This window comes from Nocardia sp. NPDC059236 (assembly GCF_042754085.1).
Lineage (GTDB): Bacteria > Actinomycetota > Actinomycetes > Mycobacteriales > Mycobacteriaceae > Nocardia.
Genome location: NZ_JBHZAF010000015.1, coordinates 1 through 14,862, shown reverse-complemented (window position 1 = coordinate 14,862; position 14,862 = coordinate 1). Strand labels below are relative to the sequence as shown.

The window sequence follows — 14,862 nt, the reverse complement described above, 5'->3', positions numbered from 1 at the left end:
CCGAGCGGACGCTGTCGCCCGGCAACCCCCGCCTTGATTGCGGTGATCTGACCTGCCGCCCATCATTGCCACGCACCGAGACCACCCGCAGAAACGCACCCATCTGCGCCTTCCCGCGAGGGTCGCGCGGTGCACGTGGGGGCGAAAGTAGATCGACGTTTGGTGGCGCGATCGGATTGAACTATGGCGTCATCGGGCACTGCCGGGACCGTTCCACATTCCTGACGTGGAGCAGTGAAAGGAGCGCCACCATGACACAGCCCATTCTCATCACCGGTACATCCAGTGGGCTCGGTCGGGCAACGGCCGAACTCTTCCACTCCCGCGGCTGGAACGTCGTCGCGACGATGCGTAACCCTGACGCCGAGCAGGAGCTCACCGAGCTCGACGACCTGCTCGTCACTCGTGGATGCGTTACCGAGCGGATCGGCATCGATGGACACGATCGCGCGAAAGCTGACACTCAGCAAACGGACACTGCAATGCCGGATCGAAGCAGAGTCCACGAGCTTCCAGCAAATTCTCGACATGACCAGGAACGATCTGGCCAAGCACTACCTCGGGAACACAGGCTTGTCGGGCGCCGAGATCTCGTTTCTCCTCGGCTTCAGCGAACCCAATTCGTTCTACCGCGCGTTTCGCGTATGGACAGGAACGACTCCGGACAAACTCCGACGCACCCTTACCCCGCACGAGAACTTCCGAATTACGGTGTAGGCGACCCACACCGAAGTGCGTTGGCTGCGGCCGCTTTCCGGCACCTCGGTAAGCGGGATACGGTGACCGCCTCGACCACAACGCACTCTATTTGCCGCTGACCGAAGCGGTTAGCGCGGGACGACGGAAGATCAACTGGCCGTGTCCATCCGAGGCCGACCGAACGCACCTAATCAGCGTGGGCGCGATTCGAACCGGCCAGGATGGCATCTGGTCGGTGCGAGTCAGGCGCAGGGCTGGGTGCCGGCGGCTGCTACCGGCAGCCACATCTCACCGGCATAGCCGGGCAGAACCACTCCGTCGGGGAAGCCGGGCTGGGCGCCGGTGTCGTACTGGCCGGTCAAGTGGTGATATCCGGCCGTCGTGGGTGTCCACTTCATGGTGACGGTGCTGCCGCTGATCGTCGTGGCGCCGGTGGCCGTCCCGTTGTCGGATACCCACGCATTGCGAGTGTGGGATCCCGCGCTCAGGCTCTGCAACAGGGCCGAACCCGACGAAACCGCCAGCGAGGCCGGGATGTTCGAGATGGTCACGGTGAGTGTGCATCCCACCTCGGGGCTCCCGTGGACCGTCGTGCAGAGCGACGCGGATGCGTCGCCACACGCCTTGGGGTCCGTACTCGCGGTGCCGCCGACCTCGACGGTGACAGTACCGAAGTCGGTGTACGGCGGGAGGCTCGGGTTGCCGTTGCCGTACCCGATGCCCAGCACATGGGTGCCCGGAGTCAGCGGAGTCCACTGGATGGTCTCGGTGGACGTCGTACCGCTGCAGGGGGTGCCCGCCCCAAGGCTCGATGTGACGGTCCAAGCGGACCGGATGGTCACGCCGCCGACGGTGTCCGACAGCCCCGGGCTTTGGCATCCGGACACCGGGACAACGACATTGTAGGTCTGCCCGACTTGAAAGTTGCTGCCCTGCACGGTCATTCCCGTTCCCGCAACGTCGGCGTGAGCCGTTACGGCGCTGAGCGCGGTCAGGGCGGAAGCTGTGGCGGTGATACCGGCCGCAGCGAGGGTGCGAGCTGATGTCCGGGTACGCATGATGCGGTCATTCTCGATTCGGCAACGCTGACTAGAGCGGGGTGATCATTTGCGAATAGCACTGTTCACTGATCGGCATCCCGTCGCATGCCCCCGCTTTTTGGGGCCATGTTTCACGCCCGCGAACTGACCTGTGCAGGTTATGAATCGGTTGGTCCCGGCGGATCGTCTGCGGCGCAGCGCCCGAGTTTCACCGTGCTACAGCAATGCTTCACGCACCGCTGGCAGGCACCTCGCCGGCTCGACCTGTAATGGCCGATTATCTGCGGTAAATCGCTAGAGCTGGTTTTGCATGAACGTACAGATCCGCTGCTACGCGGCAGGATCGGATCAACCTGCGCACCCCACCGAGGTCTGTTCTCTTCCGAGAGCTACTCTCGCACGAATATCCCTCAACCCCTGACAGCACCCGGGAGCTGGATCGGGTGCCCGAGCGGTACCGGCGGGCACTGTATCTGCGCGGAGTCCGCACCGTGGGCGATCTGCTCGAGCTGTCAAACACCCGGCTGCGGTCGCGCGGGCGAAGTTCGGCGAGCACCGCGTCACGATCATCGCCCATGCCCGCGCCCGCTAGCGGACCGGGCCTGGGTGAAGCACGCGGGGTAGTCGGCACGATCGGTCACGGCCACGCCCCATGTCGTCACCGTCCGGGCCTGCCGGGGAGCCGAGTACCTGCCAGCTCCATCACTCGTGGGGTCGATGCGCCTGCTCGCGCCCATCCTTCGGACACTGCAATCCGGACATGCGTGCAGGCGCATCTTTACATCGGCGTCCGTGTGCGAGTGTCGGCGCCTGGCGGTCGTATTGAACGCTCTACTAGTCCCAATCGAACCAATCGAAGAACTCGAACGGCAGTAGATGCTTGAACCATCCCGGAGGGATTCCCCAGCCCGGAGGGAAGAAGAAGTGCTTACTGTCCCAGCCGTGGTCCCAGTGCTGATCGACAGGGGTGGGGGTGTAGTTGGTGACCACATCGGCCTGGACCGGCACGGTCACGGCGGTGACCGGAGCCACCGCAATCGCACCGGCGAGGACGGCCCGAGCCACCGTTTGCCTGGTCATTGCGAACATTGCTGATCCTTCTAATGATCCATTCAACTCGATTGCACCAGGGCTATCCCCGCGCAACGTGCGCGGAAGATTACTCGGTCGACTGCTACCGAATCAGCGGTGGAAATACTGGCCGATAGATCCGCAGCACGGCGAATAGCACAGGCGCGCCACAACCATAACCCCGCCAGATTCTTCCGAGCAATTGATCGCTGCCTTTATCTGGGGTTCCGGTAGCAATCACCGAGAATCCAACGAAGTGCTGGCCGACCGGGTGCGGTACGACCCCGAGGCTGGGATGTTCGTCGCCTACGGGGCGGACGCCGAGGCGCTCCAGCAGCTCGGGGCGCTGTTGCAGGAGGCGGTTCGAGATCCAGCGGTACTGTCCGGGTATATCTCGGCCGGCGACTCCGAATGGTTCTCGATAGAGCACGTTCAGGCTCATCCTGGCCGGGATCCAGTCCTACCACCATTCTCTGAACGGTCGCATTGAGCGCTGTTCGAATCGGCAAAATGGTTGATGTCGGTGCCCGCGTCTATGTTCGGCGCGGGAGGACAGCATGAGTAAGACCGAGATCGTGTACGAGACCGGGGACGCCACCGCACCCGGCACTGCTGGACCCGCGATCATCGCGCACATCTGCAACGATCTCGGCCGCTGGGGCAAGGGCTTCGTCGTCGCTGTGTCGACACGATGGCCGGAACCCGAACGGGCTTACCGCGACTGGCACCGGCAGCGCGACGCCAACGACTTTGCCTTGGGCGCGGTACAGCTCGTCCAGGTCGCACCGAATCTGCACGTGGCCAACATGATCGGCCAGCACGGCATCCGTTCCCGCGCGGGCAGTCCGCCGATCCGCTACGACGCCGTCGACCAGAACCTGGAGAAGCTAGCTGATTTCGCGGCGGCGTCGGATGCCTCGGTGCACATGCCACGCATCGGCTGCGGTCTGGCCGGCGGAACCTGGGACCGGATCGAGCCACTCATCCGTAACCGCCTATCCAGCCGTGGCATCACCGTCGTCGTATATGACCTGGAATGACTCCGGTGCCCGTATCGGACCGTCCGCAACTGGCGAATGTCGTGCATTCGCCCTGCCATGACGCCCGGGCGTCATCCTCCTTTTCGAGCTAGGCTCGCGAGCGGAACGCCAATCGCACCAACGGCATTCGGCATGGCAAGTAATGGAGGGGGAACCATGAAGGAGTCCGACAGGTTGGTTCGGGCAGACTTACGGATAGGGGGTCGGCGACGCACCTTCACGCTGCGCCTTCCCAACCGCGCAACCGGCACGGGGGAGATTCCGCTGGTGCTCGCATTGCATGGTCGGGGTGGCACCGGGCAGATGATGCGACACATGACCGGGTTCGACTCCAAGGCAGACCACTGGAGTATGGCCGTCGCGTATCCGGATGGGTATCGCCGTAACTGGGCCGACGGCCGAAATGGCGACGATGTTGGGGCCGACGCCGAACGCGACGTAGATTTCCTGCGTGCCGTGATCGATTGGTCGGCGCAGCGGCATGGAACGATGATCAGACGATCGTGGTCGGTATGTCGGCTGGTGGGTTCATGGGACACCACGCAGAATATCGACGCCACCGACGAGATCTGTAAATTCGCACTCCCAAGACTCACCCCCGCGTCGAAACGTCAACTGTGACTTCGGAATCCACCCATCGGCATTCGCAGGTAAGGCGACATGTCACCAACCGGCGGCCCGAGACCACCACACAGAACATCCGCTACTGCCGCATACCGCGCTGACCGAACCGGCCAGCGCCGGGCATCGGAAGATCAACTGGCCGTGCCGATCCGAGGCCGGCTGAACGTCCGCCACTGCCGAGTTCAGGATGCGCTCACTGCGTGGTGGGCATGGCCAGCAGTCCGGCGAGGCCATCGCGGCCGGCCTAGTCCTCGGCTTCCTGGGCGAGCATCCGCATGTACCGGTGGAGGAATTCACCGTCCGCGACGGGGCCGGTGCGGTCGAGCCAGTAGTCAGCGATGACCGACGGAGCGAGTAGGTCAACGGCAATGATCGCCCGCCGGAGCAGTTCCAGACGCGCGGGGTCTTTGGTGTCGGCCCGAAACCAAATACTCTCGACCAGAGGCTCATCGCCGTTCAACTTGATGAAACAGGACGCGTCCACGCCGTAGCAGTAGGCGTCATCCTCGTAGATGCCCATCGGGTCCCGTCTACTCTCGTCGAACCCTGCCGACGCCGTCGCGACGAACCGCCGGACCCGCGGCATGATCGGTGCCAGTACCGCATCGACCTGTGCGAAGGTCAGCCCTGCCTCCGCGTAGTCGTGCTCGGGCGCCACGATCTCGTGCACATCGGTCCAGCCGATGCCGTCCGGCGCGCGGTTGGCACCGCTCGCGACCTCGCTCGCACGCAAGTCGCCCGCCACTTCGGTGGCGGACGCCAGAGGGTGAAGGCAGCGCATGCCCCACTCGTCCTCGTGGATATGAATCTTCGTCACGGCGGCGAACTCGTCGGTCACGCGGCCCACCCTGTCATGGAACGCGCACTACCGACACCAGACCGCCCCTGCGGCACACACTTCAGGCCAGCAGCAACGACGTGTAATGCCGCTGATCGTACTGACCGAACCGGTCGGAGTGTGATCGCTTACGGGATGCAGTCGTAGCCGTTGACGTAGGCAGGAGCATTCGCGATGTTGCCGGAGATGGCGAGGAACTCGATGGGCTTGCCGTCGAGGCCAAGGGGCGCTGGAGGTTGCTTTCCGCAGCTGTAAGTGATGGGTGTCGGGCTGCGTTGGGTGATCTGCCAGGGAGAGATCCAGTCGGCGCGAGACGCCCGGTGTGATCAGCGCGCCAGGTCCGGGTGCGCCCGACCGGTGACTACGGGCATGTCGACGAAGGTCAGCAGGCCGGGTTCGGCAGCACAGACGTAGGGGATCGAGTTCACGCAGTGCGCCGCGGTCACGACGATGCCGGGGTTGCGCTGCAGGCCGGCCGCCACGCTGGTCGGGTGCCATCCGTGGATCGTCACGAAGCAGTCGGGATCGCCCTTCACCTCGACCTCGAACCGGACGCCGCCGTCGCCGTATTTCCAAGGCGGGTCGAGGTTCTCATCGCCCATCAGCCAGTTGACCGCGACCCTGACGACCTTGGTGTCGCCGATGAATGCCTCCCAGGCGAAGCGCTGGGCGGCGACCTGGCCGGGCTGGATCACGCCGATCGGCGAGTCGATCGGCGCGGTCGCGACCGCCACCTCGCGGCTGCTGCGGATCTCGGCGTCGGCGAAGCCGAGCGCGTCCAGGCACATCCGCACCGACTGGTCGAACCCGTTGTCCAGCAACGCCAGCATCGGACCGTTCATCGCCTGCTCGGGCGACTGACCGAAACCCATGAGGTGGCGTACGACGTCGGGGGCGTTGTAGGTGCGGATGTCGGAGTACTCCTCACCGCGGACGAACGTGATTGCGCTGGACAGGCCCGTGAAGAACAGCGGCTGCTGCTCGGTGGCACCGCCCGGGTCGATCCCGGTCCCGTGCAGCGTCACGCCGCCTTCGCGGGCCGGGGCCGTCATCCTCTCCTTCTCCTCCGCGGTCGGCCAGAACCAGCCCAGCGGCGTGACGACGTTCTTGCCCGAACGCAGAATCGCCGCCACCTCTTTAGGATTCGGCATCAGCGGCGAGTAGAGGACGCAGTCGGCGTCCATCGCGAGGATCTCGTCGATGCTGTTGGTGGCGGTGACACCGATCGGGCCGATCCCGGCGAGCTCACCGGCGTCCCAGCCGACCTTGGCCTCCGAATGCACCCAGCACCCGACGAGCTCGAGATCCGGGTGCAGCTGGATCTGGCCGATCGCGGCCTGGCCAAGCCCACCGGTGGCCCACTGGATCACTCGCAGCGTCATGCATGGAATAGAACAGGTTCCATTCCTCGAGCGTCAAGGCCGTGCGGTCACCACCTCGGCCGCCACCTCGAGGAATTTCAGGTCGGTGACGGCCGGGACCAGGATGAACTCGTCGCACCCGGCCCGCTCCGCGCCGTCGAGAATGTCGGCGAGCACCTCGGGACTCGACGCCCGCGTCGAGGCGGCGATCATCTCGGCCAGCCTGGGTCCGAGGAAGCCGAGGTAGCGAGCGGTGAAGGCGTGCAACGCCTCCGAGGCATCGGCGACGCCCAGGGCGGTGAAACAGCCACTGACCTTGCGCGGGGTCGTCGCACGACCGGCCTCGGCCCAGCACCGGTCGGCGAGCTCGCCCACCTTGGCGATCTCCTCGGCATCGCCTCGAATACTGAAGCCGGAGATGCCATCCGCCCACCGCGCCGCCCGACGCATCGCCTTCGGCCCCATCGCGCCGGCGAGAATGATCGGCCCGCCCGGCTGCACGCACGCCGGCCCGACCGGGTCCGCGCCCTCGAACGGCGGCTCACCGGCGAGCAGTGACTTCAACTCGGCCACCTTGTCGTCGAGCTGCTGGTGCCGTCCCTTGAAATCAGCGCCGAGAGCGCGGTAGTCGTGCTCGCGACCGCCGACGCCCACGGCCACCTCGAGACGTCCGTTCGCGAGCTGGTCGAGAGTCCCGATCTGCTGTGCGACCATCGCCACCGGGTGCTGTGGCAGCACCCAGAGGTTCGCCAGAACCCGCACCCGCTCCGTCACCGCCGCGCAAGCACCCAGCGTCGCAACCATCTCCGGGTTCGAAAACGTCACCCGCTCGCCCACCGAGACACTCGAAAACGGACCCGCGTCGATTCGCCGAGCCCAGTCGACCGTCGTACCCGGTCCGTACCCGGGAGCCATCTGCGGAAGCGCAACACCGATCTTCATACGGCGACCCTCTCAGAACCACCCGACCCCGGTCAGGCGATTTCGATTTCGAGAAGCGATGGCGGTCAACAGATTCAGCGCAGCTCGACATCAGCAGTGCGCGCTCATGCCGATGAGCGTGCGTTTTGGCGAACGCCATCATGCCGGGCCGACCCGCGCTCATCGTGGAGCCGGATCTACAGCCTCGCCACCACCGATTCCGCTGGACGAGCGCGGCGAAAGTAACACCACCAGGGGCAACCCCCGGCCACTACCAGTAGCAACGGGCCTGGTGGCGACACAAATCGCCGCCATTGCGGCCCAGCCCCAATATAGTCGTCTACGACTAATTCTGTACAGTATAGTCGTAGACGACTAAAGGAGTTTTAGTGGCGGACACGCGGCGCAAAGTGGGCAACCTGCTGGCCCTGTTCGTTCTGGCAGAGCTGATGGCAGGACCGAAGCATCCTTATGAGCTGGGGCGTTTGTTGGCCGAGCACGGTAAGGATCGGTCTGTGAAGTACACCCGGAGCACGTTGTACACGGTCGTGGAGCAGTTGGTCGGGGCCGGTTTCATCGTTGAGCGCGAGACGCTGCGGGATACCGCGCGGCCGGAACGCACTGTCTACGGCATCACCGAAACCGGACGCTCGGAACTACGGGACTGGCTGTGCGACCTGGTCGCCACGCCACGCCCGGAGTACCCGAGTTTCGGGGCCGCCTTGTCGTTGATCATGGTGCTTGCGCCGGCCGAGGCGGTGGACATGCTGCGGCGACGCTTGATGACCCTGGACCGGCAGGCCAACGAAATCCGCGGCACGCTCGATGATTCCGCAGGCGTCGAGTGGGTGTTCCTGGTCGATGAACAGTTCCGGCTGGAGATGCTCGACACCGAGCGCCGCTTCGTCGCGCACCTCATCGATTCACTCGCCGCCCCGGAGTACGACCAGGCTTGGCTGAAAGTTGTGGAGGGCTTTCAAACATGACAATCACATCCCCAGTGACACGCGAAGCGTCAACCTACGCGGCCGCGGCCAGCACCGGTCTGTTCACCCTCGCCTATCTCGTCCTCGGGCCGCTCCGGCCGGGATACTCACAGATCGCCGATCAAATCAGCGATCTCGGCGTGGGACGTCTGGCCCCTGTCATGAACGCCACCTTCATCCTCAGCGGACTGCTTCTGTTCGGTGCGGCGTCGGCCATCGCGCGAGGCGTCCGCCCCGCAGTGGGCACGTCAGCACGATGGATCGCCGTGCTGCTGACCATCCCGGCGATCGGACAAATCCTCTGCGGCATATTCACCGAAGCGCGCCCCACACAGGGCCCCCATGTTCTCGGGGCCATGATGGGATTCGCCATTCCAGTCCTGGCGTTTCCGATCACCGGGTCGATCTTGCGCCGCAGCCCCGCCTACCGACGCATCGGAAACCGGCTGCTGGCCTCCGGCCCATTGGCGCTGATCATGCTAGTGATCTTCTTCAACACCGGCGCTCCAGAGGCCGCCGGCAAGCACCTGGGCATCGGCGGGTTGACCGAACGAATAATGGTGCTGCACGTCCAATTCTGGTACATCGCAATCAGCGCAGCTGTCCTGCGTGGCCCACACAGCGTCGGTTACCAGTTGCGCAGGTAAGCCGCGCCCTTCCACAACTGCACTGAATCCGCACCCAGACATACTGTAATGCGCATACCGCGCTGACCGAACAGGCCAGCGCGAGGCGCCGGCGCCGGAACCCGCTGCGGCGCAGAACGTCCGCTGCTGCCGATTACAGCGCAGCTCACGCCCTGTGCGGCACCCCGGTATGCCTGACTGCGCTACGCGGTCCCGGTGCCGAGTCAGCGAAAGCGACGGTGCCGCCGATCTGACCGGTGACGGTCATGCATCGCATGCAGATGCCATGGTGGGCGCAGACTTCGGCGCTCAACGTGTTGCGCTGCTCATACTTGAACACGTTCAAAAAATGACTTAGTCTCGTAGTTGAACACGTTCAAATCAGCGGGGAGCTGGAACAATGAATCTTGTCGTCGTCACATATGCGACCTACACGACCGTCAGCTTGGCGGTCACGTTCTGGGTGGCGCGGGTCTTGCATCGCACCGGCGCACGATTTCTTGTGGATGTCATGAATGGAGACAGCGACCTGGCCGAAGCCGTGAATCATCTGCTGGTCATCGGGTTCTGGCTCGTCAACGCAGGCTTCGTGGCACTGGCTTTGCGCATCAGCGTCCCAGTCGGCGACGCGCGCGTCGCAATCGAGGAACTCGCCATGAAACTTGGCAGGGTCCTGCTCGTACTGGGTGGCATGCACTTCGCAAACCTGATCGCCCTGAACAAGATCCGACGCAGCCGGCACAAGGAGCAGCAGGCCGGTGTCCCGCCGGTTCCGGTCGACGCCGCCCAGCTAGCCTGAGCCCTATGCCCCGCCCCGAGCCCGCGACCGCACGCGGCGAGGAAACTCGCCAGCAGATCATCGACGCCGCCCTGCGCCTGTTCGAGCAGAACGGCTATACGAAGACCACCATGCGCGCGATCGCGGGCGAAGCCGGTGTCAGCGTCGGCAACGCCTACTACTACTTCACATCCAAGGAACACTTGGTCCAGGGTTTCTACCAGCACATCCAGGCCCTGCACCAACAGCGGGTCGAGCAAGGGCCCCGCAGCGACTCCCTCGCCGCCCGATGGCTGACGATGGAACTGGCCTTCGTCGACGTAGCCGCGCCCTACCACGAGTTCGGCGGCAAATTCTTCGCAATCGCCGCCGAACCCACCAGCCCGCTCAGCCCATTCAGCGACGAAAGCCGACCCGCCCGACAGACATCCACCGCCATCATGAGCGACATGGTCATCGGCACAGATGTCAAGGGTGACAAGCGGCTGATGGCCGAGCTACCGAATCTGTTGTGGCTGGCCCACATGGGCGTCGTCCTGTTCTGGGTCCACGACCGCAGCCCTGACCAGGAACGCACCCGACTGCTGATCCGCCGAACCGCCCCACTGGTCGAACGCATCGTGGCACTGTCGAGACTCCGTCCACTGCGCCCCGTCCTATACCCAGCCCTGGATCTCATCCAGGACCTCAGCAACTAATCAGGCACACCGCCGACGAAGGCATCAGCCCCATCGCACCGGACAGCGTCAGCGCTCCGAAGATCAACGGGCTGAGGTCATCTCACCCGAATGGGCCCGCACTTTACGCGGTTCGAACCGGCGGCGCGGGCAGGCTCGAAGATCGACTCGGGCGGCGACACGGCCGGTGATGCTGGGGGATTCCGTTCTCGGATCTGGCCTGCGGAAACCGGCTGCGGCCGAGAGTGTCTGGTGAGCGGTCGTTTGTGCGCGTGATCATGAGTGGACTCGACGCCACTTCCCGGGCCGCGGACGGGTTGCCGACGAGCGATCCGGATTCGGGGACTGCTGCGAACCTTTCGTCGATCTCACGCACGCGTGTCCCCCGCACCGCAGTCCGATTCGAGGACATCGCCGTCGGTGACGAACTTCCTTGATCAACCGAAGCACGCCGCGTGCCTAATTGGAGATGGTGAAACTATCCGGGCCATAAGGACTTTGAGCTTAGACGCTGGATTCGACCAGGGTGTAGCGACACAATATCGCCACGTATCGGCCACTATTTTCACAGGCCGGTTCGTTAGTCTGTCGCCTCTGTTTGGCTCGCTATCTCTTGCACGGCACGACACCCACGAGCAAGCCTGGGTGATCAGTGCCATACGCGCTATCCCGCTGACCGAACCGGCCGGCGCGGAGCGGCCGGTGGCCGGAACCTGGTGCGGTGCAGAGCGTCCGCTATTGCCGAATTGAGGGCTAGGCGTGGGCGATATCAGCGGGCGGCCCGATCAGGCTGATCGTGTCGAACACCGCCCGCGCGGGTCACCGAATCATGTTCGACGGCAACTGAAAGTTGATCGGCTCGACGGGCGAAGCCATTCGCCGTGCCATAGGCTGGGCGTTCGGTGACGAATGGGGGGCGGATGCGGTGGTCGCTGTGGTGGCGACGGACGTGGATTGCCGGGCTGACGGTGCTGGGGCTCGTCACCGCCGTGGTCGGCGGAATGGTGGTCGCGCTGCGGCTGGAGTATGCGGGGACGCCGACAGCGCACACCAGGGGTCGGGACGCGCTCTGGCTGGGGCACGAGTGGATCGATGGTCGCAAGGACGAAGGTGACGTCGCCGCGTTGAAGGCGCAGTTGGCCGACACCGGCATCAAGGATCTCTACGTCTTCTCCGGTCCGCTCGACTCCGATGGAAGCCTTCCCGACGACCGGCATCCCAACGTGTCATGGTTCGTCGACGCCGTCCACCGCGAAATTCCCAACGCCCGGGTGCAGGCCTGGTTGGGAAACTTCGTCGCCCCGGAGTACCCGGACGAATTGCACCTCGACGCCCCCGACGTGCGGGGAAACATCCTCGTGTCGACCGGACAGCTACTGGATCTCGGATTCGATGGCGTGCATTACGATTTCGAGCCGATTCGCTCGGGCACCGCCGATTTCCTGACCCTGCTGGACCAGGCCCACGCCCTCACCACGGGCCGTCACGCCCTGCTGTCGATCGCCGCTCCCCAAATCGACCCGCTACCTGGATTGCACGCCCCCTACCTCGCCGTCGCCGGACATGAAAAGTGGTGGTCGCAAGCGTATTTCGCCGCGGCGGCACATCGGGTGGATCAAATCGCCGTGATGTCCTACGACACGGCCATGCCCTACCGTTTCATGTACGGCGGCTACGTCGCCGAACAGACCACACTCGCCTTACAGGTCACGCCCCCATCCGTCGACTTACTGATGGGCCTACCGGCTTATCAGACGGAGAACATCGCCCACCACAGCTCAGCGGAAACCGTTGACGCGGCAATCCGAGCGATCCGGCTGGGCTTGGGCCGCACCGATCCCACCCGGCCCGCTTTCGGCGTAGCCCTCTTCGTCGACTACACCGCCACACCCGCGGACTGGGCCGCCTACCGATCCAACTGGGTGACCACCGCACCGACCAGGTGACCGAAGCCCTCTCCTCCGCACACTATTACGCCGACGAGTCCGGTCGCCGAGCCTCCATCGAATACGCGTTGATCCGCGACGTCGACGACCAGGGCTGGCGAGCGGACATGATCGGCAGGAGACTCCAGGTCTGAAGGCTGACTCGGCCTCATCCTTGAACGGACTACGTGCCCGCCGACCGAATCGAGGTGGGGGTCCAATACGGCTTTGGAATCCAATAGCGTGAATCCCTCTGCTTTGCAAAGGGATTCACGCTTCAATGTGTCCGGAGGGGGACACGACCACTACGCACACGCATTCCACCGGCGGAAATCGATATTTGTCGGTTAGTCGTCAATGTGACGTTGACGGACGGATGCGCTTGGGTCAACGAGTCCAGGTGAGTAAACGGGCTACTTATCCGGTGTATTGGGTGTGTCACCGTTGCTGGCGCGCATTGCCACTTGTCGCGTGACACCCAAGCAGGCGCCCACGGTCAGGAGGCCGTCCAGGAGGGCCCTTCTCGGCACTACACCGCCCCGACAGTAGCCGCCATCAGGGAAGAAGCTGCGGCTGGTTCCAGGACACCCCATTCGACCACTGCTGAGCTCGCGGACATCGACCAGCCACGCCAGCTCCCCGTTGAATTGACTGCGGCCCCCATCTGAATATCCCTCCTGCCGCATACCGCGCTGACCGAACCGGCCAGCGCGGGGCGCCGGCGGCCCGAACCTGGTGCGGTGCGACATCCGCTATTGCCGAGTTTCGGACGACCGGTGCAATCCCGCACAATCCGCTGTAGAACAGCGATTTCGCGCCAATCCCTCAGCTGTAGTGCGCGTTTAGGAACGGTTGGGTTGGCCGTTCATGCGCGCATGGCAGCGTGCTCTTCTGCCGCATACCGCGCTGACCGAACCGGCCAGCGCGGGGCATCGAAAGATCAACGGGCTGAGTGTCGCTCGGCCGCCGGCAGTGCACGCTATTGACGATTTTCGTGCCTTAGGCAGACCGTTCTCACGTGGCCGCCGGTACGAGGGGTACGGCCAGATGCGGCTATTGTTCATTCGTTCAACCGCTTCAGCTCACTCTGCAGAGCTCACCGCCACGAAGGCCAATGGATCCTCTCGGAGACTCGCTGCTCGCTCGCCTGGTCGGTCTCGAACTTGCCTCGGTGGTTTTCGTCCGTGATTACCTCCAGCTCGACTTCGACGGCCCACGCTTGTCCTGCTACGTTTGGCCAACCATCGACGCCGACGGTACTACTCGGTCCCTGGGAGATGCGGGATATCGAGATACGCTGTGCGCCTTCATCAACCAGACCGTCGTGTCGACCGATGAAGCTGTTGGCACCGGGCTTCTCCTGCGGTTCGCGATAGGTGCCCTCTCCATCCATCCGGCACTCGAGGAACTGGAAGGCGAAATCGCGATGCTCTCGGGGTTTTCCGACATGTGGGGGGTGTGGCGTCCTGGTGAGGGGACGTTCGCTGACCTGGAATGAGAAGTTGCTCAGGTTCTCAGGTGAGGCCGAGCACTTCGTTCACGTGGAAGTAGCCGATCGTGCGTGACCCTTCAGTGATGATGGCAACCGAACCGACCTGGATTCTGTAGGCGCCGCTGTTGTCGACGACCAGCCATCCGGCGCTCGCGGGTGAACGCCACGCCGTGCGATCGTCCACGCGCAGGACGAACGATGCCAGGCCATCCTTCAGGGTGTGCGGAGGCACGAGTGCTGTTGCGGCGAAGTCCTGGTCAGCAGGCGTGGGCGGTGGACCCGATGAGCGGCCACCTTGTTCAGCAGTGAGCCAGGTGATCTCGCCTCGGAACGGGAGATTGCCACGGAAGTACATGCCGACATTATGAAGTGCGGCTGCTCGGCGATTGTGGTCGGTCGCAGCGCCATCAGCCCGAGGCGAAGCGCACTATTTTGCCGCGTACAGCGCGGCCGCACGCACCGTGTTGTCGATGATCGGTAGTCGGTTCCTTATGCTTTGGCGCCGGACTCTCCGAAGGTGTGGGCTGTCTGAACCTAGTGTGTCTGGTTCGCGGCTGTCGATTCCTGGAAGTCGACGAGTTCTTCTCCGTGTACCTGCGCCCACTCCGTCAGCATCGCTATCGGTTCCTGGAGCGTCCGGCCGAGCGGGGTCAGGCTGTATTCCACCCGTGGGGGCGCTTCGGCGTACTGCTGTCGGTCGATGAGGCCGTTGCTCTGTAGGCGGCGGAGGGTCTGGGTCAGCACTTTTCGGGAGATCCCGCCGGACAGGGCGACCAGTTCGCTG

At 64.2% G+C, this 14,862-nt stretch carries 17 protein-coding genes and 1 pseudogene; 11 read left to right on the top strand and 7 right to left on the bottom strand.

Going from position 1 to position 14,862, the window contains the following annotated elements:
- Positions 1-435 precede the first annotated feature (435 nt).
- Complete coding sequence (locus ACFXIV_RS32305; protein ID WP_379402505.1) at positions 436-717, top strand: helix-turn-helix domain-containing protein; 282 nt, start codon at positions 436-438, stop codon at positions 715-717.
- 224 nt (positions 718-941) lie between these two features.
- On the opposite strand, the gene ACFXIV_RS32300 is transcribed toward ACFXIV_RS32305, so the two are convergent.
- On the bottom strand, positions 942-1,757 hold the full coding sequence (locus ACFXIV_RS32300; RefSeq protein WP_379402506.1) for a hypothetical protein: 816 nt from the start codon (positions 1,755-1,757) through the stop codon (positions 942-944).
- Between the two features lie 816 nt (positions 1,758-2,573).
- Positions 2,574-2,828, bottom strand: coding sequence for a hypothetical protein (locus ACFXIV_RS32295; RefSeq protein WP_379402507.1), 255 nt, complete (start codon positions 2,826-2,828; stop codon positions 2,574-2,576).
- A 277-nt stretch (positions 2,829-3,105) separates the two neighbouring features.
- Between ACFXIV_RS32295 and ACFXIV_RS32290 the strand changes: the two genes are divergently transcribed.
- From ACFXIV_RS32290 to ACFXIV_RS32280, 3 genes are all read left to right on the top strand, one after another.
- Positions 3,106-3,300, top strand: coding sequence for a hypothetical protein (locus ACFXIV_RS32290; protein WP_379402524.1), 195 nt, complete (start codon positions 3,106-3,108; stop codon positions 3,298-3,300).
- A 67-nt stretch (positions 3,301-3,367) separates the two neighbouring features.
- Positions 3,368-3,850, top strand: a complete 483-nt coding sequence (locus ACFXIV_RS32285) for a macro domain-containing protein (protein WP_379402508.1) — start codon at positions 3,368-3,370, stop codon at positions 3,848-3,850.
- A 156-nt stretch (positions 3,851-4,006) separates the two neighbouring features.
- A complete protein-coding gene (locus ACFXIV_RS32280; RefSeq protein WP_379402509.1) occupies positions 4,007-4,471 on the top strand; it encodes a hypothetical protein in 465 nt (154 codons plus the stop codon).
- A 247-nt stretch (positions 4,472-4,718) separates the two neighbouring features.
- Here ACFXIV_RS32280 and ACFXIV_RS32275 read toward each other — a convergent pair whose 3' ends face one another.
- From ACFXIV_RS32275 to ACFXIV_RS32265, 3 genes are all read right to left on the bottom strand, one after another.
- Positions 4,719-5,312, bottom strand: coding sequence for a hypothetical protein (locus ACFXIV_RS32275; RefSeq protein WP_379402510.1), 594 nt, complete (start codon positions 5,310-5,312; stop codon positions 4,719-4,721).
- A 326-nt stretch (positions 5,313-5,638) separates the two neighbouring features.
- A complete protein-coding gene (locus ACFXIV_RS32270; RefSeq protein ID WP_379402511.1) occupies positions 5,639-6,694 on the bottom strand; it encodes a dihydrodipicolinate reductase in 1,056 nt (351 codons plus the stop codon).
- Positions 6,695-6,727: 33 nt separating this feature from the next.
- Entirely contained in the window at positions 6,728-7,615 is an 888-nt protein-coding gene (locus tag ACFXIV_RS32265) for an LLM class flavin-dependent oxidoreductase (RefSeq protein WP_379388188.1), read from the bottom strand.
- Positions 7,616-7,983: 368 nt separating this feature from the next.
- On the opposite strand from ACFXIV_RS32265, the gene ACFXIV_RS32260 reads away from it, so the two are divergent.
- The 7 genes and pseudogenes from ACFXIV_RS32260 to ACFXIV_RS32230 all read left to right on the top strand — a co-directional run bounded on the left by ACFXIV_RS32260 (position 7,984) and on the right by ACFXIV_RS32230 (position 14,084).
- Positions 7,984-8,580, top strand: a complete 597-nt coding sequence (locus tag ACFXIV_RS32260; RefSeq protein WP_379402512.1) for a PadR family transcriptional regulator — start codon at positions 7,984-7,986, stop codon at positions 8,578-8,580.
- A gap of 14 nt (positions 8,581-8,594) precedes the next feature.
- The gene (locus ACFXIV_RS32255; RefSeq protein ID WP_379402513.1) at positions 8,595-9,227 is read left to right on the top strand and encodes a DUF998 domain-containing protein; all 633 of its coding nucleotides are present in this window, start codon (positions 8,595-8,597) and stop codon (positions 9,225-9,227) included.
- A gap of 379 nt (positions 9,228-9,606) precedes the next feature.
- Positions 9,607-10,005 (top strand): hypothetical protein, encoded by a 399-nt coding sequence (locus ACFXIV_RS32250; RefSeq protein ID WP_379388186.1) that lies wholly within the window; start codon positions 9,607-9,609, stop codon positions 10,003-10,005.
- A gap of 5 nt (positions 10,006-10,010) precedes the next feature.
- A complete protein-coding gene (locus tag ACFXIV_RS32245) occupies positions 10,011-10,682 on the top strand; it encodes a TetR family transcriptional regulator (RefSeq protein WP_379402514.1) in 672 nt (223 codons plus the stop codon).
- 881 nt (positions 10,683-11,563) lie between these two features.
- Complete coding sequence (locus tag ACFXIV_RS32240) at positions 11,564-12,607, top strand: hypothetical protein (RefSeq protein WP_379402515.1); 1,044 nt, start codon at positions 11,564-11,566, stop codon at positions 12,605-12,607.
- Positions 12,604-12,735 (top strand): annotated as a pseudogene (locus ACFXIV_RS32235) (23S rRNA (adenine(2503)-C(2))-methyltransferase RlmN); the annotation flags it as partial. The gene ACFXIV_RS32240 and the pseudogene ACFXIV_RS32235, both read left to right, overlap by 4 nt.
- Positions 12,736-13,700: 965 nt before the next feature.
- Positions 13,701-14,084, top strand: coding sequence for a hypothetical protein (locus ACFXIV_RS32230; protein ID WP_379402516.1), 384 nt, complete (start codon positions 13,701-13,703; stop codon positions 14,082-14,084).
- A gap of 16 nt (positions 14,085-14,100) precedes the next feature.
- Here the strand turns inward: ACFXIV_RS32230 and ACFXIV_RS32225 are convergent, their stop codons facing one another.
- Positions 14,101-14,433 (bottom strand): hypothetical protein, encoded by a 333-nt coding sequence (locus tag ACFXIV_RS32225; protein ID WP_379402517.1) that lies wholly within the window; start codon positions 14,431-14,433, stop codon positions 14,101-14,103.
- A gap of 179 nt (positions 14,434-14,612) precedes the next feature.
- On the bottom strand, positions 14,613-14,862 hold a 250-nt coding region (locus ACFXIV_RS32220), incomplete at its 5' end, for a winged helix-turn-helix transcriptional regulator (protein WP_379402518.1).